This window comes from Lysinibacillus sp. FN11 (assembly GCF_024628845.1).
Taxonomy (GTDB): Bacteria; Bacillota; Bacilli; order Bacillales_A; family Planococcaceae; genus Lysinibacillus; species Lysinibacillus capsici.
In genome coordinates this window covers 1,589,676-1,612,258 of record NZ_CP102383.1, presented here as the reverse complement: position 1 = coordinate 1,612,258, position 22,583 = coordinate 1,589,676, and the positions used below count along the sequence as shown (strand labels likewise).

General features: G+C 39.3%; 34 protein-coding genes and 3 pseudogenes. 13 read left to right on the top strand and 24 right to left on the bottom strand.

Annotation, left to right across the window (positions count from 1 at the left end; all coding sequences use genetic code 11):
- Positions 1 to 24: 24 nt before the first annotated feature.
- The 4 genes and pseudogenes from NP781_RS08515 to NP781_RS08500 form a co-directional block, all read right to left on the bottom strand.
- Positions 25 to 1,061 (bottom strand): annotated as a pseudogene (locus tag NP781_RS08515) (low specificity L-threonine aldolase).
- A 789-nt stretch (positions 1,062 to 1,850) separates the two neighbouring features.
- Positions 1,851 to 2,084 carry a hypothetical protein gene (locus tag NP781_RS08510; protein WP_257522009.1) on the bottom strand — a complete coding sequence of 78 codons (234 nt, stop codon included), beginning with the start codon at positions 2,082 to 2,084 and terminating at the stop codon, positions 1,851 to 1,853.
- 80 nt (positions 2,085 to 2,164) lie between these two features.
- Positions 2,165 to 2,719 (bottom strand): integrase, encoded by a 555-nt coding sequence (locus NP781_RS08505; RefSeq protein ID WP_257522008.1) that lies wholly within the window; start codon positions 2,717 to 2,719, stop codon positions 2,165 to 2,167.
- A gap of 180 nt (positions 2,720 to 2,899) precedes the next feature.
- Complete coding sequence (locus tag NP781_RS08500; RefSeq protein WP_066038479.1) at positions 2,900 to 3,289, bottom strand: KGG domain-containing protein; 390 nt, start codon at positions 3,287 to 3,289, stop codon at positions 2,900 to 2,902.
- Between the two features lie 226 nt (positions 3,290 to 3,515).
- Here NP781_RS08500 and NP781_RS08495 point away from each other — a divergent pair.
- The 4 genes and pseudogenes from NP781_RS08495 to NP781_RS08480 all read left to right on the top strand — a co-directional run bounded on the left by NP781_RS08495 (position 3,516) and on the right by NP781_RS08480 (position 6,387).
- Positions 3,516 to 4,135, top strand: a pseudogene (locus NP781_RS08495) (hypothetical protein).
- A gap of 163 nt (positions 4,136 to 4,298) precedes the next feature.
- Positions 4,299 to 5,006: a DNA alkylation repair protein gene (locus NP781_RS08490; RefSeq protein WP_257522007.1), complete on the top strand. Its 708-nt coding sequence runs from the start codon at positions 4,299 to 4,301 to the stop codon at positions 5,004 to 5,006.
- Between the two features lie 140 nt (positions 5,007 to 5,146).
- On the top strand, positions 5,147 to 5,638 hold the full coding sequence (locus NP781_RS08485) for a DUF2975 domain-containing protein (protein ID WP_257522006.1): 492 nt from the start codon (positions 5,147 to 5,149) through the stop codon (positions 5,636 to 5,638).
- Between the two features lie 140 nt (positions 5,639 to 5,778).
- Positions 5,779 to 6,387 (top strand): copper amine oxidase N-terminal domain-containing protein, encoded by a 609-nt coding sequence (locus tag NP781_RS08480; RefSeq protein ID WP_257522005.1) that lies wholly within the window; start codon positions 5,779 to 5,781, stop codon positions 6,385 to 6,387.
- 43 nt (positions 6,388 to 6,430) lie between these two features.
- Here the strand turns inward: NP781_RS08480 and NP781_RS08475 are convergent, their stop codons facing one another.
- The gene (locus NP781_RS08475) at positions 6,431 to 6,715 is read right to left on the bottom strand and encodes a hypothetical protein (protein WP_004228621.1); all 285 of its coding nucleotides are present in this window, start codon (positions 6,713 to 6,715) and stop codon (positions 6,431 to 6,433) included.
- A 105-nt stretch (positions 6,716 to 6,820) separates the two neighbouring features.
- Positions 6,821 to 7,597, bottom strand: coding sequence for an N-acetylmuramoyl-L-alanine amidase (locus NP781_RS08470; protein ID WP_221683058.1), 777 nt, complete (start codon positions 7,595 to 7,597; stop codon positions 6,821 to 6,823).
- Positions 7,598 to 7,965: 368 nt separating this feature from the next.
- Here NP781_RS08470 and NP781_RS08465 point away from each other — a divergent pair, with 368 nt between their 5' ends.
- The gene (locus NP781_RS08465; protein ID WP_257522004.1) at positions 7,966 to 8,886 is read left to right on the top strand and encodes a phosphotransferase family protein; all 921 of its coding nucleotides are present in this window, start codon (positions 7,966 to 7,968) and stop codon (positions 8,884 to 8,886) included.
- On the opposite strand, the gene NP781_RS08460 is transcribed toward NP781_RS08465, so the two are convergent.
- The 4 genes from NP781_RS08460 to NP781_RS08445 form a co-directional block, all read right to left on the bottom strand.
- On the bottom strand, positions 8,872 to 9,684 hold the full coding sequence (locus NP781_RS08460) for a DnaD domain protein (protein ID WP_257522003.1): 813 nt from the start codon (positions 9,682 to 9,684) through the stop codon (positions 8,872 to 8,874). The genes NP781_RS08465 and NP781_RS08460 overlap by 15 nt on opposite strands.
- A gap of 269 nt (positions 9,685 to 9,953) precedes the next feature.
- Positions 9,954 to 10,373, bottom strand: coding sequence for a hypothetical protein (locus NP781_RS08455; RefSeq protein ID WP_221683061.1), 420 nt, complete (start codon positions 10,371 to 10,373; stop codon positions 9,954 to 9,956).
- Between the two features lie 106 nt (positions 10,374 to 10,479).
- Positions 10,480 to 10,698: a hypothetical protein gene (locus NP781_RS08450; protein WP_257522002.1), complete on the bottom strand. Its 219-nt coding sequence runs from the start codon at positions 10,696 to 10,698 to the stop codon at positions 10,480 to 10,482.
- A gap of 488 nt (positions 10,699 to 11,186) precedes the next feature.
- On the bottom strand, positions 11,187 to 11,471 hold the full coding sequence (locus tag NP781_RS08445) for a DUF5316 family protein (protein WP_004228636.1): 285 nt from the start codon (positions 11,469 to 11,471) through the stop codon (positions 11,187 to 11,189).
- A 122-nt stretch (positions 11,472 to 11,593) separates the two neighbouring features.
- On the opposite strand from NP781_RS08445, the gene NP781_RS08440 reads away from it, so the two are divergent.
- From NP781_RS08440 to csaA, 3 genes are all read left to right on the top strand, one after another.
- Positions 11,594 to 11,929: a DUF7668 domain-containing protein gene (locus NP781_RS08440; protein ID WP_257522001.1), complete on the top strand. Its 336-nt coding sequence runs from the start codon at positions 11,594 to 11,596 to the stop codon at positions 11,927 to 11,929.
- A gap of 77 nt (positions 11,930 to 12,006) precedes the next feature.
- Entirely contained in the window at positions 12,007 to 12,183 is a 177-nt protein-coding gene (locus NP781_RS08435) for a hypothetical protein (protein WP_004228639.1), read from the top strand.
- A gap of 89 nt (positions 12,184 to 12,272) precedes the next feature.
- A complete protein-coding gene (gene csaA / locus NP781_RS08430; protein WP_257522000.1) occupies positions 12,273 to 12,605 on the top strand; it encodes a chaperone CsaA in 333 nt (110 codons plus the stop codon).
- A 13-nt stretch (positions 12,606 to 12,618) separates the two neighbouring features.
- Here the strand turns inward: csaA and NP781_RS08425 are convergent, their stop codons facing one another.
- The gene (locus tag NP781_RS08425; protein ID WP_257521999.1) at positions 12,619 to 13,500 is read right to left on the bottom strand and encodes an AraC family transcriptional regulator; all 882 of its coding nucleotides are present in this window, start codon (positions 13,498 to 13,500) and stop codon (positions 12,619 to 12,621) included.
- Between the two features lie 561 nt (positions 13,501 to 14,061).
- Here NP781_RS08425 and NP781_RS08420 point away from each other — a divergent pair.
- Positions 14,062 to 14,214: a hypothetical protein gene (locus NP781_RS08420; protein ID WP_257521998.1), complete on the top strand. Its 153-nt coding sequence runs from the start codon at positions 14,062 to 14,064 to the stop codon at positions 14,212 to 14,214.
- Positions 14,215 to 14,310: 96 nt separating this feature from the next.
- On the opposite strand, the gene NP781_RS08415 is transcribed toward NP781_RS08420, so the two are convergent.
- The 3 genes and pseudogenes from NP781_RS08415 to NP781_RS08405 all read right to left on the bottom strand — a co-directional run bounded on the left by NP781_RS08415 (position 14,311) and on the right by NP781_RS08405 (position 15,612).
- Positions 14,311 to 14,868, bottom strand: a complete 558-nt coding sequence (locus tag NP781_RS08415; RefSeq protein ID WP_257521997.1) for an isochorismatase family protein — start codon at positions 14,866 to 14,868, stop codon at positions 14,311 to 14,313.
- A gap of 119 nt (positions 14,869 to 14,987) precedes the next feature.
- Positions 14,988 to 15,374 (bottom strand): annotated as a pseudogene (locus NP781_RS08410) (O-methyltransferase); the annotation flags it as partial.
- Between the two features lie 103 nt (positions 15,375 to 15,477).
- Positions 15,478 to 15,612: a hypothetical protein gene (locus NP781_RS08405; protein WP_257521996.1), complete on the bottom strand. Its 135-nt coding sequence runs from the start codon at positions 15,610 to 15,612 to the stop codon at positions 15,478 to 15,480.
- A gap of 152 nt (positions 15,613 to 15,764) precedes the next feature.
- On the opposite strand from NP781_RS08405, the gene NP781_RS08400 reads away from it, so the two are divergent.
- On the top strand, positions 15,765 to 15,965 hold the full coding sequence (locus NP781_RS08400; protein WP_221683070.1) for a hypothetical protein: 201 nt from the start codon (positions 15,765 to 15,767) through the stop codon (positions 15,963 to 15,965).
- 196 nt (positions 15,966 to 16,161) lie between these two features.
- On the opposite strand, the gene NP781_RS08395 is transcribed toward NP781_RS08400, so the two are convergent.
- From NP781_RS08395 to NP781_RS08380, 4 genes are all read right to left on the bottom strand, one after another.
- Positions 16,162 to 16,317 carry a hypothetical protein gene (locus NP781_RS08395; RefSeq protein WP_016993988.1) on the bottom strand — a complete coding sequence of 52 codons (156 nt, stop codon included), beginning with the start codon at positions 16,315 to 16,317 and terminating at the stop codon, positions 16,162 to 16,164.
- Positions 16,318 to 16,483: 166 nt separating this feature from the next.
- Complete coding sequence (locus tag NP781_RS08390) at positions 16,484 to 16,660, bottom strand: hypothetical protein (protein ID WP_221683071.1); 177 nt, start codon at positions 16,658 to 16,660, stop codon at positions 16,484 to 16,486.
- A gap of 15 nt (positions 16,661 to 16,675) precedes the next feature.
- Positions 16,676 to 17,317, bottom strand: coding sequence for an NAD(P)-dependent oxidoreductase (locus NP781_RS08385; RefSeq protein WP_369354727.1), 642 nt, complete (start codon positions 17,315 to 17,317; stop codon positions 16,676 to 16,678).
- Positions 17,318 to 17,373: 56 nt separating this feature from the next.
- Positions 17,374 to 17,760 carry a hypothetical protein gene (locus NP781_RS08380; RefSeq protein ID WP_221683073.1) on the bottom strand — a complete coding sequence of 129 codons (387 nt, stop codon included), beginning with the start codon at positions 17,758 to 17,760 and terminating at the stop codon, positions 17,374 to 17,376.
- A gap of 504 nt (positions 17,761 to 18,264) precedes the next feature.
- Here NP781_RS08380 and NP781_RS08375 point away from each other — a divergent pair.
- Complete coding sequence (locus NP781_RS08375) at positions 18,265 to 18,498, top strand: hypothetical protein (RefSeq protein WP_225340918.1); 234 nt, start codon at positions 18,265 to 18,267, stop codon at positions 18,496 to 18,498.
- Positions 18,499 to 18,615: 117 nt separating this feature from the next.
- Here the strand turns inward: NP781_RS08375 and NP781_RS08370 are convergent, their stop codons facing one another.
- Together NP781_RS08370 and NP781_RS08365 are read right to left on the bottom strand one after the other, a co-directional pair.
- A complete protein-coding gene (locus tag NP781_RS08370; RefSeq protein WP_257521995.1) occupies positions 18,616 to 18,915 on the bottom strand; it encodes a hypothetical protein in 300 nt (99 codons plus the stop codon).
- A 159-nt stretch (positions 18,916 to 19,074) separates the two neighbouring features.
- Positions 19,075 to 19,275 (bottom strand): hypothetical protein, encoded by a 201-nt coding sequence (locus NP781_RS08365; protein ID WP_257521994.1) that lies wholly within the window; start codon positions 19,273 to 19,275, stop codon positions 19,075 to 19,077.
- Positions 19,276 to 19,350: 75 nt separating this feature from the next.
- Here NP781_RS08365 and NP781_RS08360 point away from each other — a divergent pair, with 75 nt between their 5' ends.
- On the top strand, positions 19,351 to 19,665 hold the full coding sequence (locus NP781_RS08360; RefSeq protein ID WP_257521993.1) for a transposase: 315 nt from the start codon (positions 19,351 to 19,353) through the stop codon (positions 19,663 to 19,665).
- Here NP781_RS08360 and NP781_RS08355 read toward each other — a convergent pair.
- The 3 genes from NP781_RS08355 to NP781_RS08345 are packed head-to-tail and all read right to left on the bottom strand — an operon-like array spanning position 19,662 to position 21,534.
- Positions 19,662 to 20,345, bottom strand: a complete 684-nt coding sequence (locus NP781_RS08355; RefSeq protein WP_257521992.1) for a DUF1963 domain-containing protein — start codon at positions 20,343 to 20,345, stop codon at positions 19,662 to 19,664. The genes NP781_RS08360 and NP781_RS08355 overlap by 4 nt on opposite strands.
- Positions 20,335 to 20,910 (bottom strand): DNA-3-methyladenine glycosylase I, encoded by a 576-nt coding sequence (locus tag NP781_RS08350; RefSeq protein ID WP_257521991.1) that lies wholly within the window; start codon positions 20,908 to 20,910, stop codon positions 20,335 to 20,337. Before NP781_RS08350 ends, NP781_RS08355 begins: the two co-directional genes overlap by 11 nt.
- Before the next feature lie 27 nt (positions 20,911 to 20,937).
- The gene (locus NP781_RS08345) at positions 20,938 to 21,534 is read right to left on the bottom strand and encodes a class I SAM-dependent methyltransferase (protein ID WP_221683079.1); all 597 of its coding nucleotides are present in this window, start codon (positions 21,532 to 21,534) and stop codon (positions 20,938 to 20,940) included.
- A 124-nt stretch (positions 21,535 to 21,658) separates the two neighbouring features.
- On the opposite strand from NP781_RS08345, the gene aac(6') reads away from it, so the two are divergent.
- A complete protein-coding gene (aac(6'), locus tag NP781_RS08340; protein WP_221683080.1) occupies positions 21,659 to 22,093 on the top strand; it encodes an aminoglycoside 6'-N-acetyltransferase in 435 nt (144 codons plus the stop codon).
- Between the two features lie 63 nt (positions 22,094 to 22,156).
- Here the strand turns inward: aac(6') and NP781_RS08335 are convergent, their stop codons facing one another.
- Positions 22,157 to 22,348 carry a hypothetical protein gene (locus tag NP781_RS08335; protein WP_004228683.1) on the bottom strand — a complete coding sequence of 64 codons (192 nt, stop codon included), beginning with the start codon at positions 22,346 to 22,348 and terminating at the stop codon, positions 22,157 to 22,159.
- Positions 22,349 to 22,583: the final 235 nt, after the last annotated feature.

The window sequence follows — 22,583 nt, the reverse complement described above, 5'->3', positions numbered from 1 at the left end:
TCATGCAAGGTGCAGCTTGATTGGTTATACTAATTGGTGGATGTCGTCTATTAAACGATCCACATTTTCTTTGGTCGTAGCCCAGCTTGTGCAAAAGCGCACAACCGTATGAGTAGCATCGTATGCTTCCCAATGGGAGAAGGAATATTTTTCTTCCAGCGTTGGAAGTAGATGGTTTGGTAAAATTGGAAATTGCTGATTCGTTTTTGAATCATAACGCATTGTGAAGCCTTTATCGAGAAATGCCTGTCGTATCAGCATTGCCATATCTACCGCATGATGCGAAATATCCATATAGAGCGTATCTTCAAATAGCGTTTCGAACTGAATGCCTAATAATCGACCTTTGGCAAGCAGCCCCCTCTTTGCTTGATCATGTAGCGAAAATCCTTTTGATAAGCAGGATTCACGATGATGACTGCTTCGCCAAACAATGCACCCATTTTAGTGCCACCAATATAAAATACATCACAAAGCTTAGCGATGTCAGCGAGAGATAAATCACTGTCTTGTGCCACTAGCCCATAGCCTAAACGAGCACCATCGATAAACAGCGGTAAGTCACAGTCTCGGCAAACTTCATGTAAAGCTGTTAATTCTGCCTTACTATAGGTCGTGCCATTTTCCGTAGGATGAGATATGTACACTAAGCCTGGCTGCACCATATGCTCATGTGTGCTATCCAGCCAGTGCGCATCATAGCAGGCTTTCACCTGTGCCGCAGTTAGTTTGCCATCATCGCTAGGCAATGTCAGCACCTTATGACCCGTTGCCTCAATGGCTCCTGTTTCATGCACCGCAATATGCCCTGTACTCGCAGAAATGACGCCCTGATGAGGACGCAAAATAGACGCTATCACGGTTGTATTCGTTTGTGTACCACCAACTAAAAAGTGAATGTCTGACTGCTCCGCTGCAATCGCCTTTTTTATATAGGCTCTTGCTTTTTCGGAATGCTCGTCCATACCATACCCTGGAGATTGTTCTTCATTTGTTGCCACTAACCGCTGCAAAATTTGTGGATGGGAACCTTCTGCATAATCATTTTCGAATCGAATCATATCTACTACTACCTCCAAATTCTCTATCTATTACTCTATCTTACGCCTGTTGCTTCATTTTCGCTATATCTTAAAGACAGTAGTTGTTAGTTATGAGGTGATGAAATTTTAAATATGTACTTCGGAGGAGATCGATGCCCAGCAGATCTCATCCGCTTTGATCACGCTATAAACAATTTCCTCTTTGTTTGATTACTTTGAATCCTCTTTAGGGAGGTTCTACTACAGGGGAAGCAGGTTTCATCCTTTGTTAGATCACTTTGGATTCATTTTGGAGCAGATTCAACTTAGTTTGGATCACCTTGGACTCTCTTTAGAGCGGCTTCTCCTTAGTTTGGATCACCTTGGACTCTCTTTGGAGCGGCTTCTCCTTAGTTTGGATCACCTTGGACTCTCTTTGGAGCGGCTTCTCCTTAGTTTGGATCACCTTGGACTCTCTTTGGAGCGGCTTCTCCTTAGTTTGGATCACCTCAATCAATCTCTCAATAATTCAGAAGGGTCACTTTCATTCCCCGCCGGAGCCACAGGATGAGTCACTCGAAGTAGCACTAGAATCAGCACATTGTTGGCTGTCCTGGGAGGAAAGATATGCATCATTTGTTGAAAATTCGTTAGTGGAATGGATATGGTGGTTGTGCTCATTCGATTTCCTGTGATTTTTATTTGCATTACTGACGATGCCTATAACAACGACAACCCCAACAAATACGATAAATAAAATCATTTATTCCAGCTCCTTTCATTCATTCTATAAATTGTAACATTAAATCCACGATTGTTAGTAGAGATCTATGTAAACGTGGCAATAGATAAAATAACACCACAATCGAAAATGATTGTGGTGTTTACGTTATGATTGCGATTTGCGTGTGGCAGATTTTTTTGAACGATTTTCTTCGTTCGAATTTTTTTTTGCTCTTGTGTTAAAGCATTTTCTTCGCGCACATCTAAATCATCTGGACTTAAATCTGTCGCTAATTCCGCCAACTCTGACTGACGTTTATATTGCTTGCCCTTTGTCAAAATGATCACCTCCAAGTAGTATTACATTGCCCTATTTGGTTGGATCTATTCCCGCGACGGTATGAAATGATTATTTCTAGCTAAACTAATTGCACCATCTGCTGGTTCAAAAGATGGTGATAAACTTGTAAATCTTGCTCATATAAACGCTGATAGGTCGCTAGGCTATGCTGTTTGATATTGTCAAAGTCCTTTTCAGGAACTAAGCGATGTGTACGGTTAAGCATCCATGCATTTTCCCAAGCCGTTTGCTCAAATTGAATATTCATTTTATGTTCTTCAATCAGCATGGCTAGTAGTTGTTCCTGACGATATATTTCTTTTAAGGCATGTTGCTTTTTCATTGTAAAGATTTCTATTGTACGTGGAAGTGATGCCTGTAATGCTTCTCGATCCACTGCATGACCTAGCTCATGTAGGGTCATTGTTTTGACATAAATTTCAAGTGAAGTTGGAAGCATTAGTTCATTTCTTGCCTCTACTAATCGTTTCGCATCAAATCCTACATAATCCCCAATAAAGTTATAACTCATATTAATACCTGAATCGTCTTGTTTTATCTTAACCGTCATGTTCACAGTCTGCACGACGGATTGAATTACCTGAAATAGTTCTTTTTCTTTAAGTTGTGTCATTCTCTCTATCCTCATTTCCGCTAAAAACAAGTAGAAGCGGATTAAATATTATACTACAATTAGGAGAAATTCAACAAATTTATCCTGTGGATTGAGAGGAACTTAACAACAAAAAAGGCGCTTGTAGTTTAAAACTACAAACGCCCTGTGTGTGAAGGGTTTCGACCTATTTAAAAGTGATTAGTTATTATTGTTATTTCGACGATTTTGGTTGCCGTTGGAGTTGTTACTACGCTGTTTACTGCGTGCTTCTCCACCTTTACGTCCTATTTCTTCATAAAAATCGTCGTCGTGCTTTTCAGAAGTAGCTTCTCCGCCTTTGCGGCCAATTTCTTCATAAAATTCTTCGCCGTGGTTTTCAGCCGTAGCTTCTCCACCTTTGCGACCAATTTCTTGATAAAATTCATGTCCATGATTTTTAGACGTAGCCTCGCCGCCTTTACGTCCTATTTCTTCATAAAAATCACGGTCATGATTTCTGGAGGTAGCTTCTCCGCCTTTACGTCCCGCTTCTTCGACAGTCATGTTTTCATTGTTGTTTCTGTTGCGATTGTTTTGCTTGTTAGCCATTTCTATTCCTCCTAAATATTTTTTTGAGCTTTTTACTAGCTCGCTATTTATATTCCCAGTCAAAACACATCTAAACATATTTTTTTAAAAAATTGATTTTCTTATTGTAATAGAACACTGTTAGGAGCGGATTGTTAACAAACCCATCAATCATATACATGTACCCTTTCCAATATAATACTAATCTATAGTATGTCATCGATGATGAAAGAAGGGTGATGGAAACATGACGACGCTCACAAAGCCATCTATTGGTTTAACACAATTTACTGACTTCACAATGAAGGGAAGTGCAGCAAAAACAAAGTTTGTGAAGGATATAAAATATCAGGGAGAGTACCATCCAATAAAAGATTATTGGAAAGCCTTGCGTGATGGATTAAAAAAATACCATGAACATCGTTTTAATGATACCTATTTACTCGACCTCGTGGATAATGCCCTACCTGCACGCCAGAAAAATTACCAAGAAGCCGTTAAAGCCTATATAAAATTTGTAAAAAATAAAAACGTTCAGTGGTTTGAACCAGGTAAGGCGAATTGGTATTGCGACGATTTAATTGTGCGTTCCAATCCTGAGCTCGGTTTAATCATTGATGATGTACCCTATTTAATCAAGCTGTATTTTAAAGGAAAAAATGAGCGCATCGATAAACATAAATGTCGATCTGCCCTCACTCTTCTAAAAGACTCCACTATGCGATTGAACATCCAGACTCTGTTAAGCATGCTATTTTAAACGTGCAAAAAGGTCGCTTGATCACAGATGATGATTCAACGGACTATCATCAAATTGCCCTCGAATCGGATGCAGCTCAATTTATGTTTATTTGGAATAGGCTCTAGCTACTTGTAAATTGGTACTTCCTTCTCTATAAAGTGACTGACAAAAATATATTCAGATATGATATTTTATATTCTAATATGATATGCTTTTATTCCATTACAAAAAGACATTCTTTATAGGATAATAAAAATAATCTAGAAACCGAAAAAAGGAAGTGCTACTATGAATGCTGATTTAGTGATGCAAGAGCTAGAGGCTCTGGGCAAGGAACGGACGAAAAAAATGTATATGTCAAATGGCGCCCATGAGCCGTTATTTGGTGTGGCAACAGGTGCCATGAAGCCTATTGCGAAGAAAATTAAAATCGATCAAACTCTAGCAGAAGAGCTTTATGCTACTGGCAACTATGATGCAATGTACTTTGCTGGAATCATTGCAGATCCAAAAGCCATGACTGTGGAAGATTTTAATCGATGGATCGAGGCAGCTTATTTTTATATGCTGTCGGATTATGTAGTAGCGGTTACTTTAGCAGAGGCCCCAATTGCTCAGGAAGTGGCGGATGCGTGGATTGCCAGTGGTGAGGAATTGAAAATGTCTGCAGGCTGGAGCTGCTATTGCTGGCTATTAGGGAATCGCAAGGATAGCGAATTTTCCGAGAGCAAGCTAGCTCATATGCTGGAAATCGTGAAAAATACCATTCACGATGCACCTGAACGCACAAAATCGGCCATGAATAATTTTTTATACACAGTGGCTATTTCCTATTTGCCGCTCCACGAACAAGCAGTAGCAACCGCACAGGCGATTGGTCCTGTAGAAATGAAGCGAGACAACAAGAAAAGCACGCAGCTAAATGCTTATGAAACAATTCAAAAGGAAATAGAGCGAGGCAGAATTGGCTTTAAACGTAAATATGTAAGATGTTAATCATCGCACTTAAAAGGCATCTATCCTATAAGGATGGATGTCTTTTTAAATGAAAAATCAATGAATAATAATATATTTTTATTGAAAAACGATAAATTTTATTTTAAAATCAATATACCATTACCAGTGAGGTGTTTTGTATGAAACATAAAAAGGGGTCAACCATTTTCCTAAAGAGTGTGATTATGCTGCTAGGTATCCCTGTATTAGCTTTAGGGCTATTTTGGCTACCTGGGATAGCCAGTAGAGATGCAGCGGCACATCCCGAATCCTCCTATTTGTCTTATCTTTTTTTACTCTATGTGTATGCACTATGCATTCCCTATTACACGGCGTTGTATCAGGCCTATCGAATCTTAACGAACATCGACCAGCATAAAGCTTTCTCCAAATCATCTGTACGGGCTTTGAGAACGGTCAAAAATTGTGCTCTCACGATTGTAGCCGGCCTTGTGCTAGGTATTGCAACAATTATGATGATGTTTACTGGCAAGGAAGATATTACAGGAATTATTACGCTGACATTCATAAGCATCTTTGTAACCAGTACGATTGCAACCTTTGCAGCCGTTCTGCATCGACTACTCCAAAAAGCCATTGATCTCCAAAACGAAAATCAATTAACCATATAACAAAATGGCACTAACCATTCTTGACTGGTAGTGCCTTTTCATGTTTCGAAAGTATTTAAAACTAATTTCCTATAAAAACATATCAAAATTCTCTTTTTGATAGTATAATAATTACATATTTTGAGAATTGGAGGATTTATATGAAGAAATTGGTTTTACTGATGGCGATGCTTACATTATTTTTCACCACAGCCTCTATTGCGAGCGCACATCCAGGGCGTTTAGATAGCAACGGCGGTCACAACTGTTCTGACAAATCAAAGGCTAAAGGGCTTTGTTCTGGCTATCATTATCATAATGGCAATAGTGGCAATAATACAGGGTCTTCTTCAGGCGGTCAAAGTTATTCTACGCCAACACCTAAAGCAACGGTAGCGCCCGTATTAACGAAGGTTGCTGTCTATTTAAATGACGTGAAGCAAAATTATACACCTGGCGCTTATATGAAAAATGGCACAACCTTAGTGCCGATGAAGGCAATTTTTGAATCTCTTGGGGCAACGGTTAGCTATGATAATGCAACGAAAAAAGTAACGGCGACAAAGGACAGTAAAAAAATTGTGATTGGTGTGGGGAATAAAACGGCTTATGTTGATACAAATGGTTCTGCATCAACAATCACACTCAGCCATCCTGCTGAAATATATCAAGGTACAACAATGGTGCCTTTACGCTTTGTCAGTCAAGCACTTGGCGCAAATGTAACATTTGATGAGGCAGCACTGGTTGTTTATATCTCAACTAAATAATGGACAAGTCTTAAGCAGTATGCTCCTACAAGGTGCTGCTTTTTTATTGTTTCCTAAAGTTAAAATCATACTTCTTGTTGATTTTACCAGCAATCGTTTCTAGAAATAAAGCCACTGTCATATTCTCGACTTCATTTGTATACCATGCTAGCTTTGCACCATAGTTCTTTTTATTATAATTCACTTCTAATGGCCAGAAATTTTTTGTTTTATACGTATAATCAAATTTTACATAGAGTTGCTTACCATCGGGACATTCCATCACCACCTGGTATAATGGATTTTTTCTTTCTTGTTCAAATTTTACTTTTCTTATTTTGGTTAACATCAAAACCCCTCCTCTCTTCTACTACATTCGACAAAATTTTGAAAAAACCTTTATTTAATGAAAAAGGATAAAGCTCGTGATGACTAGGAGCTTTATCCTGCACAATTAGTTGGCTATAAATTTGTCGTAATAGCGTTTCAGCATGGTCGCCATTTGCTCTCTTGTTAAGGCGCCTGCTGGATTCATGTTCTTACTTCCGTCGCCTCGGATAATGCCTTGGCTAATAGCCCACTCCCAAGCCTCTTTATGGGCTGCCCCCACTTCTCTGCTTGTTTGTAAACTAGCTTTTTCAGCTAGTAAGCTTTTCAACGTCTCTATTTCTTGTTTTAGCTCATTATATTGTGACACTGTTAATCCCTCCTCAAGCCCATTTTTAATATCTTGCTGGAACTGTGCTTCTGTAATCCCCATACTTTTTAAATAGTCAAAAGGATCTTTGTGCGTAGTGCCTCCTAGATTTTCCGCAATCCATCGATGTGACTTAATGCCGTTGCCGCTACCATCTAAAACAGTTGGAACACCTGCCTCTATAGCAAGCTTACGTAACAGCCAAATATAAGCTGCATAGTCCTTTTTAAATTGTTCCTTGTCAGCAGTCCGTGCCAGTTCCACCTGGGCATAGCTATACGGATTTCCCTTTGGTCCACAGCCATATTGCACGCGATTGACTGGGGCTACTTGCACGATTCTTCCACCACCACCTACCCAGTGAGAAACAAAGGCATTGGCTTTATTTCGATTCATATAGGCGATTTCGTTTTCCAATGCATTTGGACCTGTATTGCTGCCATTACCTGATTCATGCGCCACAATGTATTTGACTGCCGTTAGCGTCAGATTCGGTAGCCCTGACATCATCTGTTTTTCAATAACATAACTCATATTGCACCATCCTTTCCTATTATTTTTTAGCGACTGACGCTATGTTATTTTTGTCTTTTTGTGTTTTTTTAGGGTAAGCAACAGATAATTAGAGGTTCCTTTTGAGGCTTATTAGCTTCTTTTCGCGCTCAAGGCTACTGCGATCGTTTCACCTCTCTTTCCTCGAAGCTATGAAGTGTGAATATCACAAGGACATCCACTTACTATTAGTAAATGCTCGCACAAAAGTGTTTTCTAGTTAGTTGTGCTCTTTTACTATTTTTTCATTATGATTTTATAACCGCTTTCCTCGATTCCAAGCATTGACAAAGTATTATTTCCTGTAGTATTTTAGATCTTCTAAAATATTGAAAGCGAGGAAAGAAAGTGTGCAGGCAATAGAGATTATTCGTCAATTACCAAGCTTAAACGGCTTTACACAGCTGGTGAAAATTAACAAAGGCTATTCACCTGATAGCAAATATCTGGTAACAGTTGGTGAAACACGCTATTTGGTGTGCTTGTCAGATCTAGCACATCATGACAAACGTGCAGTAGAGTTTTCCTTGCTCCAAGAGTTAGCAAAGCAGGGCGTAAGAACACATAAAGCCGTTGACTATAACTTGTTTCAGGAATACAACGTATCCACAATGGTCGTTAGCTTTTTAGAAGAAACACCAGCAGATGAAATTATTCAGGAACTTTCTGACTCTGAGCAATTCCACCTTGGTCTTGCGGCAGGGAAAGAATTGAAAAAAATACATCAAGTGAGCCCTCCGCAAATAATTCATTGGGAGACAACACAGCTCAAAAAGTTTTCTAGCTATTTGAAGGCATACCAACAAGATGCCTATCAACTTCCACAAGAAGCTAAACTATTACGCTTTATTGAAACGCACTTACCACTGTTAAAGCAACGCCCCATCACCCTGCTTCATGATGATTTTCATCTCGGTCACATTATTTGTAAAGGACATACTTACAATGGGGTGATAGATTTTAATGGCTATGATGTGGGTGATCCTTATCATGACTTTTATAATCTTGCCTTGTTTAGTAGACGACAAAGTATCCCCTATTGTATTGGGCAGATTGATGGCTATTTTTCATCTGCACCAGACGATATGTTTTGGCGGTTATATGCTCTCTATGCAGCCATGACTGTCTTTTCAACCATTGTTTGGACTCGTCACTATGACCCACGCTCCTTTGACGATGCGTTGGAAAGAATTTACATTATTTTACAGGACCATGATGACTTTTCATCAATTAAACCTTTATGGTATGTGGAGAATTTATTCACTCCGTAAGAGGGCTAATATTTTTTGTCGTTCTGCTGCAAAATCAATTGTTGGCTGAGATTTTGGTTCCTGATCGCCACGCTGCTGAAACCACTGCGGAATGATTTCCTGTCGTCTGGCTTTAGAATGTGATGACACTTGCTGCTTGCGGGCTTGAAAACGCTGCTGCTCGATAGCAATATCAGCAAGACTCTTTATGTTCTGATGGCGCCAATTTTGTAAGATGCTTTCTACATACCGCCAGCGTAAAACATTATGCTCCACCGCTAGCTTCATCGCATAGATGACCATGTCCTCTGAAAAAATAGTGAGCCAATGACGAATTTTACTAGCAATATAGGCTGTTTGTGTGCCAAAGCCTTGTTGCACATAAAAGTGGTAGGCAGTGTTAGTAGACTCCTTATCATCTTTATCTTTTAGTAATTGATTATTTAGTAAATTATTATTTAGTAGTGTGGGCTTTTCCGTCGATGGTACGACCGTTGACGAATTTCCCGTTGACGGTATAGCAGCACGTTTTGATGCTTCATAGACGAAAAATTCTACCCTACCGAACTTGCCGTCTTTTCCTCGTTCCTGTACTTTTTGAAGATAGCCCGCCTCTATGAGTTCATCCAAAATTTTGGCTGTCGCTTCCCGCCCACATTTACTACGTATTGCTAAATCTGCAAGACTAAATGACCAGTCATCTGGCAAAGACAGCATATAGGCAAGCAGACCCTTTGCTTTCCAGCTTAATTGCTCATCATTTAAAAATGCTTTATCCAAAACCACAAAATTCTCCTTTTTAGCTACTCGATAAATCATGACGCTCCCTCTTTCCATCTAATGTCCTTTCTAACTATATAAAGAAAATTTTTAAAAATGGGACATAAAAAAAAAGAACATGCCATGAAGCATGCCCTTTTAAGCAGATGAAATGAATTTTTTAGCGAATTCCTATTAAGACAAAGGCATTCCAATTCATGCTATAAAACGTTTTGATGACTTTGCCTACTTCAAGATTTAGATGGAAATATAATCATGATCTGTAAGGGTAATGAAAGCAGCAGAAACAAACAATTGCTTCTGCTTTTTTATTCATAAAGCTCTTTATAGACGATGACTTTTAAAGCGGCAATCTCTTCATCGGATAATTTGCCTTCCACCATTTGCAGAGCTTCTTCCTGCGTCATCGAGCCGTCCTGCAATTTAACACGCATGTCGTTCAAATCGGTAATGCCCACTTTTTGAATTAGGACTTTCGTTGCCTCTTCTTTTGTCGTAAACGGTAATGTACTGCTATCGACCGTTTTCGCCTCTTCCATATAGGCTTTTAATTGTGGGTCATTTTCAATGGTACTTTTGATGTTTTCCTTTTGTCCGCTATTTTCTAATTCTGTCGACAAGGTATCTACAATTTTTTCAGAGGCGAATTTTGTGCCGAAATGTAGCACACCATACCCCACTACACCAACGAATATAGCAATTACCACTAGAAATTTAATCAATCTCAACTACGCTCACTCCTTTATACACGTTCATCATACTATATGAAGCGGGTGTTGAGAAACAATTCTCCCTAGAAATTATGTAAAAAAACCCCATCTATGAAGATGAGGCTTATTTAACGTATTTCAAATACTTCCGCACAAATTCTACAATGTAGAGAACTTCCTCTTCTGTCATCGTTAGCAGCTTGCAAACACGCTGTAGTCTAGCAGGTAATGCTAATTGCTGACGCACCTGATGAATATACATATATTTACATTTTCGCGGATTTACTTTGTCTCGTATTTGCTTATATCGTAGATAAGCATAGCGGGCAAAGGCGTTGAGCATCTCCCGCTCCTGCTCATCACGCTCCCTTTTTTAGCAGCCTCATCAATGATATCCGTGTCAAATATCTGTGTACCATCTGTTAATTGCATAGTACCACCTCTCTATTGCAAATGTACTCCTCTCTATTAAATGCAACAAAAAAAGCCACACCTAGGGTAGATGTGACATTTTTTATGATTTTTATATGTAATGATTGATGGATAGAATTCTAAATGTGACGGATAGAATTCTATTTTTGACGGATACAATGTCTAATCTGACGGATACAATGTCTAATCTGACGGATACAATGTCTAATCTGACGGATACAACGCTTATTTTGATGGATAGGGTCGCTTAGATTGGATTGCTCATTCAAATCGGTGGATAGAATGCTATGTTTGACGGATACATTGCTCATTTCGATGGATAGGAACGCTTAGAAAGATTGCTCATTCAAATCAATGGTTTAATACAATGCTTATTCTGATTGTTGGCTACTAGTAGCTTCATAGATAATATGCAAAGATTGCTACAATAATGTTTGGTATGGCTAATAGTAAAGCGTTATTCATGAGGAGATTGCGTTCACTTCTATCTTCATTTGTTTCTGTTGCGAAATTGGCGCGCATTCTATCTCCGCTTGCTATGGCTCCTGACAATAACATGGCAGAAACGATGAAAATTCCACCGAGTAGCCCTGAAAGCAAATGGGCTTCCTCTGTACCCCATATGAGGATGGAGCATATCACACCTAGAATGGACAAGATGGTGCCAATGCCTATATACTTCATTTTCAGCCCCCCTTCGTTTATTATACGGCTAACCGCTCTTTTTCGTTTCAATAAACCCCTATTTACCTATACAAAATTTTTCCTTTTCCCGTAAAATAACTATAAAGAGGGAGGCTATGCAAATGAAAGACAAAATAAGTGCATTAACGAAAATGACCTTAGATGATTTAGTACATAATAGATATGAGAAACTTCAACAAGAGAAGATATTAACAGAGGATACTGCTATTTTTCTGCAGGAGGTTTTCGCCTTGCAAGGTACCTTAACATGGCCGCTGGATGAAGCTTCCGTTGCTATTGATGTGTATGAAATGGATGACCAAAGTTGCTTTACAACAGAAATTCGCTATTTATGGTTTGATGATGAAGAAAGTGCTGTGGTTCTTTTTTGCAAGGCCTATACAAATGCAGATCAAACGGAAATCACTGCTTTTATGATTGATACGGTTGATGCCTAGTATAGTATCCTCGCCAAACGTTCATAGTAAGTATGGTGTGAAACTCACGCCGAATCATACGACGGAGGGATCAATTTATGAATGGAATTCGTGAAGGTTTAATCCCCACTATACTTGGGTCAGCTGTTACAGCGGCAGGTTATGCAATGAAGCAAAAACATGGCTCTAACAAAATGGTAGCCAATACGATTTTTGGCTTTGGCTTAGCGCACATTGTGTTAGGTGCGATTGACCTGGTAGAGCATCGTCGTTAACGAGAGAAGGGCACGCTAGGTGCTCTTCTTTTTTTGTATTTTTTTCTATTAAATGCTAACATTGTCATAAAAGCTTAAGGAGTACAGTGATGGCGACAATAGAAGATTTTACAGCACTTGATATACGAATTGGCACGGTACTAGAGGCAGAGGAACTGCCAAAGGCTCGGGTTCCTGCGATTAAAATGAAAATTGATTTTGGTGAAGAGCTGGGTATTAAACAGTCTTCTGCACAAATTACGAAGCGTTACACACCCGAAGACATTATTGGGAAGCAAGTTGTGGCGATTGTGAATTTCCCACCACGTCGCGTTGCGGGTTTTAAGTCAGAGGTATTAGTGATTGGTGGTGTACCTGTGGAGGGTGATGTAATCCTGTTAACGCCCGATCAGCAGCTACCCAATGGAACGAAAATACAGTAAAAAGCCTCTCGCATTATGCAAGAGGCTTCTTTTTCTGAAGTGGTATCCAGATTTCACTTGTAAAGGTTGGTGAGGAAAAATCCGTGCTTGTATGGCGCACGATTTCTGGACCAGCAACCTGTTCATAGCCAGATGATGGGAACCACTCCGCATAAATGCGCCCCCATGTTTCCTGCAGTGTTTGTGGGAATGGTCCAACTGCTTCAAAGACAGCCCATGTACAAGCGGGTACTTCCAACTGTGAAAAATGGTGAGACGTTTCGGTTGTGGCTACGCCGATATAATGATCAAGCTCGCCCTTTTCCTCCATCCTGCTCTCGGAAAAGTTAGTGGAGGCTTGGATAATTCCCATTGGTTCTACATTCGCTAGCTTTTTTAGGTGCCCAATATCCTCCATTGTTAATGAACGTGCCATTTCAGTTATCGCTTGATTTTCTCCTTGAAAAACGATAGGTACTCTTTTCATAAGACCCACGATGTGAAACGCTTCTTTTTGTTCGAGTCGGTAATTCATTTCACAACCTCCTTGTATGGTAAGTTGGAAGGTCATTCGTGGAAACGCTTTTAGGTGCTGACCATTTTGCCTCGCCTCCGATGGCGTGATGCCATGCATTTGCTGAAAGGCTCTTGTAAATGCATCTGCAGAGCGATAGCCATAACGAATCGCGATATCGAGAATTCTCATAGATGAATCTGATAGTTCCAGTGCGGCAAGCGTTAGACGCCTACGACGAATATACTCGGACAGCGAGATGCCTGCCAGAAAGGAAAACATACGTTTAAAATGATATTCCGAGCAATAAGCTAATCTCGCAGCCTCTTGCACATCAATTTCCTCTGTTAGATTTGCCTCGATATACGCAATTGCCTCATTCAACCTTGTTAAAGAATCCACTTCTATCACCTTCCTTATCATTACTTTAGCAGGAATAGTAGCCCTCCATCCGACAATTGGTGCCCCATTTAGTCGCCTTCCAAAAAATAATCTATCGAACAGGCAGATAACTAGCTTTTAAAGCTACTTTCACATACATATAATAGTGTAAAGCTAATTTTAGCCTTACACCTCCTGACTTGATACTTAGGGTCACTGCTCGCACAGTGGCCCTATGAAAATAATAGATCATTGTGTCGCACCATAATTTCTGTTACAATATTTGTAAGAATTGTCTATTGAGCTGAAGGCAGTAACATGAATCGTCTTTTCCAGTGGTACAAGCATTTGCATACTCATTCCTATAATTATTTTAAAATCCTTTCATGATGAGGATGTTTTTCGCCATTCGTAAAAAAGCAAAATTTCTACTGCGTCTCATCCTATTGATTATTTTACTGTTTTTAGCTATAACTGCCATTGTGTATCAAGCGATAATGTCTATTATTTTTTTCAATCCTACTACTAGGCATGTTAGGTATGGCACTTTTTTTACATAGAAAAGATGAAGGAGAACAATAAATGGTGAATAGTAAGCTATTACTTCTAATATTAGGTTGGGTCAATGTGGTAGCTGCCCTTCTCCTATTCCAAGCTTTTAGTGGGCTCATGGCTATCTGTATGGGGATTGTACTTAAAAGGATTATCAAGCACCAACCCATGGGCTGGTCTTGATAGTAATTGGTATCTTGAGTACTGTTATAGGTTGGTTGCTCAATCACTTCTATATGTAAAAATGACCAAGAACCTAGATTCTTGGTCATTTTATAATTAGCGATAACTATTGTGTGTGGGTTCAAATAATGCTTCGTCGGCGTTTCGCACAAGTGAGAAATGATCCACATTATAATGGCCGTGCAGGATGTCGTTATGGTGTGCAACTGTATCTTCTGGTGATAAGTATTGGGAACCATTTGTTGAATGACCATCTCCCACCAATGTGACATCAAAGCCCTGAATAGTTGCTGCTCTAACTGCTGTATCCACGCAATGCTCGGTTTTGCAGCCCATCATCACCAAATGCTCTACCTTATTGGCCTGTAAATAATCGAGTAAGCCTGTCTTATAAAAAGCGTTCGTAGCCAGTTTATCAAAATAAACAGCGGTAGTCGGTACTTGGATCGCTTGATGTACCTGAAAGCCTTCCCCTTCTCCACCAGCTACATCCTGATCACGCACAAAGATAATATGTACCTCTGCCTCAATAGCTTTTTGAATAACGGCATTGATTGTTTTGAGCAATTCATCCTTGCGATAGACGGCTTGTTCATCCTGATTTCCCTCGATTAATTCTTGCTGTGTATCAATGACCACTAGTGCTTGCTTCAAAAGCATCTCTCCCTTATTGTTTGTTAACAATATTTTACCATTAATAGTTAATTCTGATATGCATTATTTTTTAACTTTTGAAACCGTCATGCCATCCCCAATGGCGCTTGGGTGTTGCCATAAACTAAATAATTTTCATAGTTATCCTTATCAGCATCAATGAAAAAGAAATCAAAACACTGTCCTGTTGCCACAAGCTTTTCAAGGCTTTCCAATGCAGGATCTGTCATATACGTTACCTGCTCAGCAAAGCCTGCCTTGGCAAAATTCTTGGCTGCCAGCTGTGCATATTTTTCCTTTGACTCTAGGGAGGTCACTTTGCCTTCCCCTTCCATTCCTCTCGCCAGACCAATTTCTAAAATAGCCTTTGACCTAGTAATCGATACAAGCATCGTCAACAGCTTTCCTGATGATCGAGACACAGAAATAGCAGGCATACCATTTTCGGCAATGGAGGACAGGACATCCTCTAATAGGGCATCGTACTGATAAAATACCTCATCTATATAATTTCATGTGTGTTATCTTCCTCTTGTAGACTGTCGTTGGTTACACTTTCTTGAATATCAAACAACTGGCTAAATTCTTGGATAACCAGATCGATTGCATCTAATCGACTAAAATTTGCTGAATGGATTGAAATTCTGGCTGTTCTAATTGCTGATTAATGATAGCCCGGTTCACATGCATCATTTCAAAAATGAAATCGCTTTGCCTTTTGCTCCTCGCTGTGGCGTCCTCCACGGTGATTTCCCTCTCTCATATGCTCTCTAAATCCAGATCCTTCATTTCTAAAACACCCCTTTTGTATACAAATTGCCAATTAAACATAATGCTTTCATGCTTCAACATATGTTAGACAATAGGGTAGACGTATCGAAATGGGGGTAAGATGAGTGAAAAGGGTTACAAAATATGTGTTGGGCATCGCGACATTATTGATACTGTCAGGCATATTTTTGATTGGGGCACAATCTCACTATAATCAGAAGGAAATTAAAATTGCCAGTAAGCTATGTCTTGAAAATGGCGGACAGCCTACTATCATACGCGATTATTTGGCTTTGAATTACTCCTTTTCCTGTCAGAAGAACTAAGGTAGTACATATTTGGATGGTGAACTGCGATGCTAGTAAATCGAGGAAATTTCATCTATCTGTCAGGCAAATGGCTAGCTAACAAGATTACTTTTACATACAAATAGTAGTGTAAAGCAAATCTAGCCTTTCCACAGCTCTCCTGTTTTGAGGTCACTTTCCTTGGAAGGTGGCCTTTTTGGCATGAAAAAAGACGTCATGTCGACGTCTTTAATGTTTGATCGATATCCTCAATCAACCTATCCACTTGTTCCTTTGTTATCTTGATGACATATAATTCTGTCGTTTCGATTCCATCAAGGCTTGTTAGGTGTTTAGGATATTGATAGTTATTTGATATCTCCTTGTCCATACAATCACCTCTTCAATAGATATATTCGACATAAAGTATAGCAAACCTTCTATAAAAAGGAAAATAACAGTATATTTTTTCACTAAAATAGCTATCATTTGGACGATTTAGGGTAAAAAAAGGTTAAAACGTTAAGTCCATTTAGACTATCCTTGTGTAAAAGTGATTATTGCTTACCAAATTTCGCAATTTTTTTGAGGTAGAATGACCCGGTGAAAACAATGATACCTCCATAGACTTTCAGCATCACATTTCTAACAGGCGCTTCTTCAATGGTTATACTGAGAAAGGCACACCAAGCGAAAATGATTACCATCCCGATGATGGCAAGAATATATTTCACCGTATCTCCCCTTTTCTAGTAGGCAAGTCCGACACGTGTTTTCATGAATTCCTCGCTAAAGATTTGTTGATAGGCAAAATCTGCTGTATCCGCTACAGAAATTTCGCTACCTCCCTCTGGCAAGAAGTTGCGTTCTGCTCGATAGTTTCCTGTCCAGGGTCCATCAGGTAAATAAGTAGGACAAACAATTGTCCAATCCATAGCAGATTGCTGTAACTGTTCGAATACACGCTGGTGCTCCTGTGCAGCAAAGGTCGATTTTCGTTTCGATTCCGTTGATTGGTAACGAAGAAGAGTCGGCGTTACACGACTTTGTAAGATCCCAGCTGTTCCAATCGTAATGATTCTTGTCACCTGTTGCTTTGTCATCGCTTCAAGAATCAATGGTAAGCTAGCCGATAATGTAGTGCCTCCATCTGTATTTAATGCACTCACCACCACATCGACATGATGCATTGCCTGCTCGATATCCTGCTTGTTTAAAACATCACCTTTTATTACACACAGCTGTTGGTGATGGTGCGGTAATTTATCAGGATTTCGAACTAAAAGGGTGACCTCATGCTGATCCTTTATTGCTAGTTCCACCAACTGGCTGCCGACACGTCCACTCGCGCCTAATATTAATATTTTCATTTCTTTCACCTCTTTTATCATTATATTACAATTCCCTTTATATGTAAAAAGTCACAGATCACAGTGCCTTCCCTCGACTATTCAAGCTCTATTAGTTGAACATCGACCATAAATAGATGCATATTATTCTTTTGGGCCAGCTCATCGATAATCGATTGAATTTCACTTTCTGTACTTACATCAATTTCTTCCCCATCGTGTAATTGAATAGTGATGACTTGATGCGCTGGAGAGTCTATTAGATAACCGACTGTACTATCAGGTGAGTAGCCTGCCGCTCGTATGGCCTGTAACACTTGTTTTGTAAAATTCGTAGCTTGTAATTTTTCGCCAAGCTCCTCTGCATAGGGAGTTGCTCTTTCAGGGCTCGGGGCTATAATAGAAGGCTCCTTTTGTGCCTTCCACAATGAAATCACAACCAGTAAGCACATGAATAAAAAGAAGATTTGCAGAACACTTTTCATACATTCGCTCCATTTCTCCATGAAATTTACAGGCGGAGGTCTAGCAATCTTTTGCCCTGAAATTGTTATTATTCTCACAGCTATGTATGGCTATTTCTCTCTTTAATTAGTAAAAAATAATTTTCTTCTTGTACAGAGGGCAAATTACCAAGAAGTTTTGTTTGTGGCTTCATAGATTAGAAATGTAAAGGTTAGCGCTACCATTACTAAAAAACTAACAAAAAGGGAGATTAAAAGATGCAGGATAGTAGATTTAGTCAAAATATGAATTGGAATCATAAAAAAGAAAAGTGCTGTGAACAATATGTAAAATGCTATTGTCATTTAGAAAAAAAATGTGAACACAAACAAGAAGAATGCAAATGCAAACAGAAGCATGAGCATTGCAAATGGGAACAGAAACACCAGCGATGTATGTGTCATGAAAAGGATGACCATTGTAAATGGGAACAGAAGAAGGATTCTTGCTCTTGCAAAAAAGAGGAGGAAGAGTACTACTACGAGATGGATTATTCCAAAGATCACAAGTGTAAAGGCTGTATTTGTCATCAATTAAGATGCTTATCTCCTGGCACTTTGGTAGATGTTATTTTAGCAGGTGGCGGTAGCTTTGTAGGAATTTTCTTCATCAGCTTAGATCCTAAAACTTGCTGTGCTACATTCTTAGAGGTAGATGCAGCAGCAGCAACACCACTTATCATTGATTGCCAGCAAATTATTGCCATTAGAAACGCGTAACTGTTCCATTATCCTATTTGACACCAATTCATATACCATAATCCTACCACTATAAGCACATTTAATCTTCTGCCAGGTTCGCGAAAACCATACCTGGCAGAATTCATATTTTTTCAGCTATTCATTGACAATGACTTTGACAATGGGCTCTAATTTTCCTCTATTCACATCGCCAAGATAATCAACATCCACTACGACAGCTCGTGGCTCAAAACGTTGGATACATTCAATGAGGCGTTTTGTGTTTATTTTCTTCATACGCTGGAAGGGTTTACGAATATCAGACCTTGTCACATATTCGCGGAGCGAACAAGGAATCGTAAACGTCGATAAAATAAATGCTACATTTTGTAATATACCTTCCACGCCTGTAGCATTACCATTAACATTACTTAAAGCCGTTACTTGATGTGTCATTCTATCAACCTTTCTTCTACGTTCATACGATTGGTACTTTGGAAAAAGAGCACTTTGTTATTTATGCTTGCTCATTAAAAATTATGAACGCTTTGTTTTTATGTACCCAATGTTATTTTTATTCAAACAACATTTTAGTTGATAGGTTGACCTACAGGCTTAGCGCATGATGGCATAGTAAATAACATACAGCCAGCTAAAACAGCCGTGGATAATTGCCCAAATGATGGAGTGATGCACACTCCATGAGATCGTAATCGCTAAAACCGAACCAAAGCCAATGCCATTTTTGACCACCGTTTTATGCTCCACTTTTCTCACCTTCCTTGTGCTTTTTAACTCTCCTTCTTGCTTTCGCAATCGGTTTCCCTCCTATCTTTTTCTATGTTTATGCATGAACGAACAAGGGCAATCTGAAAGAAAGGATGTGATATTATGACATTTTTCATGCTGATTGCCACGATTGGCATCCCCAGCCTTATGGTGTATCTTCAGCACAAATGGGCTAGCTTTCGATTTCTTTTCAACATACTAGGCATCATTGCTGCTATTCTGTTTAGCACGATTGCCGCTACAGCTATAACGAACATTATTCTTGAGGATGTGGTCTTTATGACAACGATTCATGCTGTGTTCTTAAACCCTGTCTTTCTGATTACAGGCGCATACGTTGGCTTATACCTGATTTATCGATTCATCATGATAACAATTCATGAAAGAGACAAGCCCTCCAAGCCCTCCACCCTTTAGTAGAAATCACAATAGACATGCCAAGTCTGGTTTGTTGGATTGTAGAAAAAATAAAAATTGCCATGATCCACAATGTTCAAACGTGCTTTTGCATCGGAGGCAATTTGAAGGACAAATGGCGCATCGTCACCAAAATCAACGCCACTTTGACAAAAGCTTGGATAGCCACCAATTTTATGGAACGGATAGAGGTCTTCCACGATATCCTCAAAATAGTCGAGCTGTTCTTCCTGCTCCAATGTCAGAATCTCTTCCTCCAATTGAGCAGGAATACCGCCCCCATCCCATGTTGGATAGTCATTTGTAATATGTTGCGGTAGGAGTGGAAACGCGCGAATTTGTTTATGCTGCCATTCGCGCTTCACCAAGCCTTCCAAAGTGGTGTACGTTCTAATATCAAAATAAGAACAAAGATCATCCTCCATGAGATGATCTAATAGACGTTCATCGACAAAGACTGTGACTAATTGAAAAGGCTTTAATGCCATCGGTACGTGGGGTAGGTCTTTTAGAAAGAACGTAGCGAGCGGCTGATAGCCAGATGTTGGCTGCTCTTCTGGTAAGGACCAGCCAACATAGCCAATCCAGCTTTCCAATAAATCATGCGTGGGTCGAATACCACCCGTTTGAAAAATCGTGGCCTGCTTGGCTAATTGAGCCCGAATTTGTTCAATTGCCATCCGCTAGCTCCTTTTGTCGACAGCAGCAATCCGTTGTATGGTCGTTTACCATGCCCACTGCCTGCATAAAGGAATAACATATTGTACTACCGATAAATTTAAAGCCATCTTTCTTCAATTGCTTGCTCATACGATCACTAACTTCTGTCGTCACAGGCACCTCTTTGATGGATGCCCACTCATTCATAACTGGTTTGTGATCTACAAAGCCCCAAATATAATCTGAGAATGAGCCATGCTTTTCCTGTATTTGGAGATATGCTTTAGCATTTGTCACCACGCTAGCTATTTTTAATTTATTGCGTACAATCCGTGTGTCTTGCTGCAATTCCTCTAGCTTGTCTGCTGTATAATGGATAATTTTTTCCACATCGAATTGATCAAATGCCTCACGATAGCCTTCACGCTTTTGGAGAATCGTCCACCAGCTCAAGCCAGCCTGTGCCCCCTCCAAGCAAAGCATCTCGAATAAATGCTGGTCATCATAGACCGGTACACCCCACTCCTTGTCATGGTATTCCACATATAAAGGCTCATCTAGCTTGACCCAATCACATCTTTTCATTTTTATACCCTCCATTTTATGTATCCTTTACTTAATAGCTGTAATGCAAAGCCATCCTTTACTTGATTTTTCCGTGACATAAACGGTTTGAAAACCGATACGTTCTAATAGTTGCTTCGTTGCCTCAGGTGTTTGATAGGCTTTCATATGATAGTTCATCTTGTAGAGCTCTGCTATGATAATAAATTTCCCACCGTTTTTCAGAACCCGCCATACTTCCTCTACATCCTGCTCCAAGGATGGCCAAAAATAGTGCGTTTGAAAGGCCGTAATCGCATCAAAAAACTGATCATCGTATGGAATGTTTGAAACACTTGCTTCTTTCACAAAGACCCTACCACTGGCAACATTTGCTTTATTCAATTTGATTGATTCCTTCACTGCCTGTGTGGAAAAATCTATCCCATATATTATACCATTTGGATTCAATTTGGATAAAATTTGGAGTGTTTTCCCACCACCACAACCTATGTCTAATACACGATCACCGTCATTGATAGCTCCTTGCCTAATGAACCATGCATTCATACCACGATGGGCAAAATTCATGATTTGTAGCATCGTTGAGCCAATCCATCCATTTGGCTTTTTCGCTTGTTCAATTAACGTTTGTAAGAGTGACATGATTGGATTCCCCCTTCAAGTAAGATTGTTAAAATAAAAATTAGAGCTTTAAAATAAAAACGCTTACTAGTTTGTACGTACTTCAAAACAATTTGTTTCATTTTTTACAAAGGAGGAAGATTTTATGATACAACAAGCAAAGCAGAGGGACGCTCATGCTGCTGCCTCATTAGCCTTACTGCTCTGGCCCAATCATACACTAGAGGAATTTACTGAAGAGATGACACAGCTGCTAAAGGAAGAAAACGCAGCTATTTTCCTTGCCTTTGATGATGACAAAGCAGTTGGATTTGCCCAATGCCAGTTAAGAACAGATTATGTAGAAGGCACCGACTCGAGTCCAGTCGGCTATTTAGAAGGCCTTTTCGTGAGGGAGGACTATCGCCAGCAGGGCTATGCAAGACTGCTTGTGGAGAAATGTGAGCAATGGGCAAAGCATAGGGGCTGTCTAGAGTTTGCCAGTGACTGTGAATGGGACAATGATGAAAGCCTAAGGGTTCATCTTCAGCTCGGTTTTACAGAAGCCAATCGCATCATTTGCTTCACAAAAAAATTATAAAAATGGCTGACAAAAAAATCACAGGCGTTGCAAACATAACACCTGTGATTTTTCGACATTTTTTTAGTTTAGATATGTATTGTTGGAAATATTTCGTTCGCGCTCATCTATGATTAAATGGATCATTAATGCGAGTTGTTGTTCGATTCGCATATTATTTAGATGTAAGATATCAGCAATCACATTCTTTTGCTTCTCTGCTAATTCCATCTCCTCTAGCATTAACATAATTTCTTCTTTTGTCAGCCCAAACATACTCATATCACCCCAATACTTTCTCTATTTATTATTGTAAAATCATTACTCCCATTTCATATTTAGCGAATTTTTATCTTATTTTGTGAACCATTTTTACTAATTATAGGTTTAAACATAGAAAATAATCAATCTATTATCCACATTTATTTAATATTTTTTTTACATTAAGTAAAAACTTTTATTATGTTTGTTATAACTTATACAAAGATTGTATAAGTTTTCCTGTGGAATA

Bases quoted from the DNA above. Each gene is read 5' to 3' on its own strand.
- NP781_RS08505 (WP_257522008.1), bottom strand. From the start codon at position 2,719: ATGACACAACTTAAAGAAAAAGAACTATTTCAGGTAATTCAATCCGTC.
- NP781_RS08500 (WP_066038479.1), bottom strand. From the start codon at position 3,289: ATGGCTAACAAGCAAAACAATCGCAACAGAAACAACAATGAAAACATG.
- NP781_RS08490 (WP_257522007.1), top strand. From the start codon at position 4,299: ATGAATGCTGATTTAGTGATGCAAGAGCTAGAGGCTCTGGGCAAGGAA.
- NP781_RS08485 (WP_257522006.1), top strand. From the start codon at position 5,147: ATGAAACATAAAAAGGGGTCAACCATTTTCCTAAAGAGTGTGATTATG.
- NP781_RS08480 (WP_257522005.1), top strand. From the start codon at position 5,779: ATGAAGAAATTGGTTTTACTGATGGCGATGCTTACATTATTTTTCACC.
- NP781_RS08475 (WP_004228621.1), bottom strand. From the start codon at position 6,715: ATGTTAACCAAAATAAGAAAAGTAAAATTTGAACAAGAAAGAAAAAAT.
- NP781_RS08470 (WP_221683058.1), bottom strand. From the start codon at position 7,597: ATGAGTTATGTTATTGAAAAACAGATGATGTCAGGGCTACCGAATCTG.
- NP781_RS08460 (WP_257522003.1), bottom strand. From the start codon at position 9,684: ATGATTTATCGAGTAGCTAAAAAGGAGAATTTTGTGGTTTTGGATAAA.
- NP781_RS08450 (WP_257522002.1), bottom strand. From the start codon at position 10,698: ATGCTCAACGCCTTTGCCCGCTATGCTTATCTACGATATAAGCAAATA.
- NP781_RS08445 (WP_004228636.1), bottom strand. From the start codon at position 11,471: ATGAAGTATATAGGCATTGGCACCATCTTGTCCATTCTAGGTGTGATA.
- NP781_RS08440 (WP_257522001.1), top strand. From the start codon at position 11,594: ATGAAAGACAAAATAAGTGCATTAACGAAAATGACCTTAGATGATTTA.
- NP781_RS08435 (WP_004228639.1), top strand. From the start codon at position 12,007: ATGAATGGAATTCGTGAAGGTTTAATCCCCACTATACTTGGGTCAGCT.
- csaA (WP_257522000.1), top strand. From the start codon at position 12,273: ATGGCGACAATAGAAGATTTTACAGCACTTGATATACGAATTGGCACG.
- NP781_RS08420 (WP_257521998.1), top strand. From the start codon at position 14,062: ATGGTGAATAGTAAGCTATTACTTCTAATATTAGGTTGGGTCAATGTG.
- NP781_RS08395 (WP_016993988.1), bottom strand. From the start codon at position 16,317: ATGGACAAGGAGATATCAAATAACTATCAATATCCTAAACACCTAACA.
- NP781_RS08385 (WP_369354727.1), bottom strand. From the start codon at position 17,317: ATGATAAAAGAGGTGAAAGAAATGAAAATATTAATATTAGGCGCGAGT.
- NP781_RS08380 (WP_221683073.1), bottom strand. From the start codon at position 17,760: ATGAAAAGTGTTCTGCAAATCTTCTTTTTATTCATGTGCTTACTGGTT.
- NP781_RS08375 (WP_225340918.1), top strand. From the start codon at position 18,265: ATGGATTATTCCAAAGATCACAAGTGTAAAGGCTGTATTTGTCATCAA.
- NP781_RS08370 (WP_257521995.1), bottom strand. From the start codon at position 18,915: ATGACACATCAAGTAACGGCTTTAAGTAATGTTAATGGTAATGCTACA.
- NP781_RS08360 (WP_257521993.1), top strand. From the start codon at position 19,351: ATGACATTTTTCATGCTGATTGCCACGATTGGCATCCCCAGCCTTATG.
- NP781_RS08355 (WP_257521992.1), bottom strand. From the start codon at position 20,345: ATGGCAATTGAACAAATTCGGGCTCAATTAGCCAAGCAGGCCACGATT.
- NP781_RS08350 (WP_257521991.1), bottom strand. From the start codon at position 20,910: ATGAAAAGATGTGATTGGGTCAAGCTAGATGAGCCTTTATATGTGGAA.
- NP781_RS08345 (WP_221683079.1), bottom strand. From the start codon at position 21,534: ATGTCACTCTTACAAACGTTAATTGAACAAGCGAAAAAGCCAAATGGA.
- NP781_RS08335 (WP_004228683.1), bottom strand. From the start codon at position 22,348: ATGTTTGGGCTGACAAAAGAAGAAATTATGTTAATGCTAGAGGAGATG.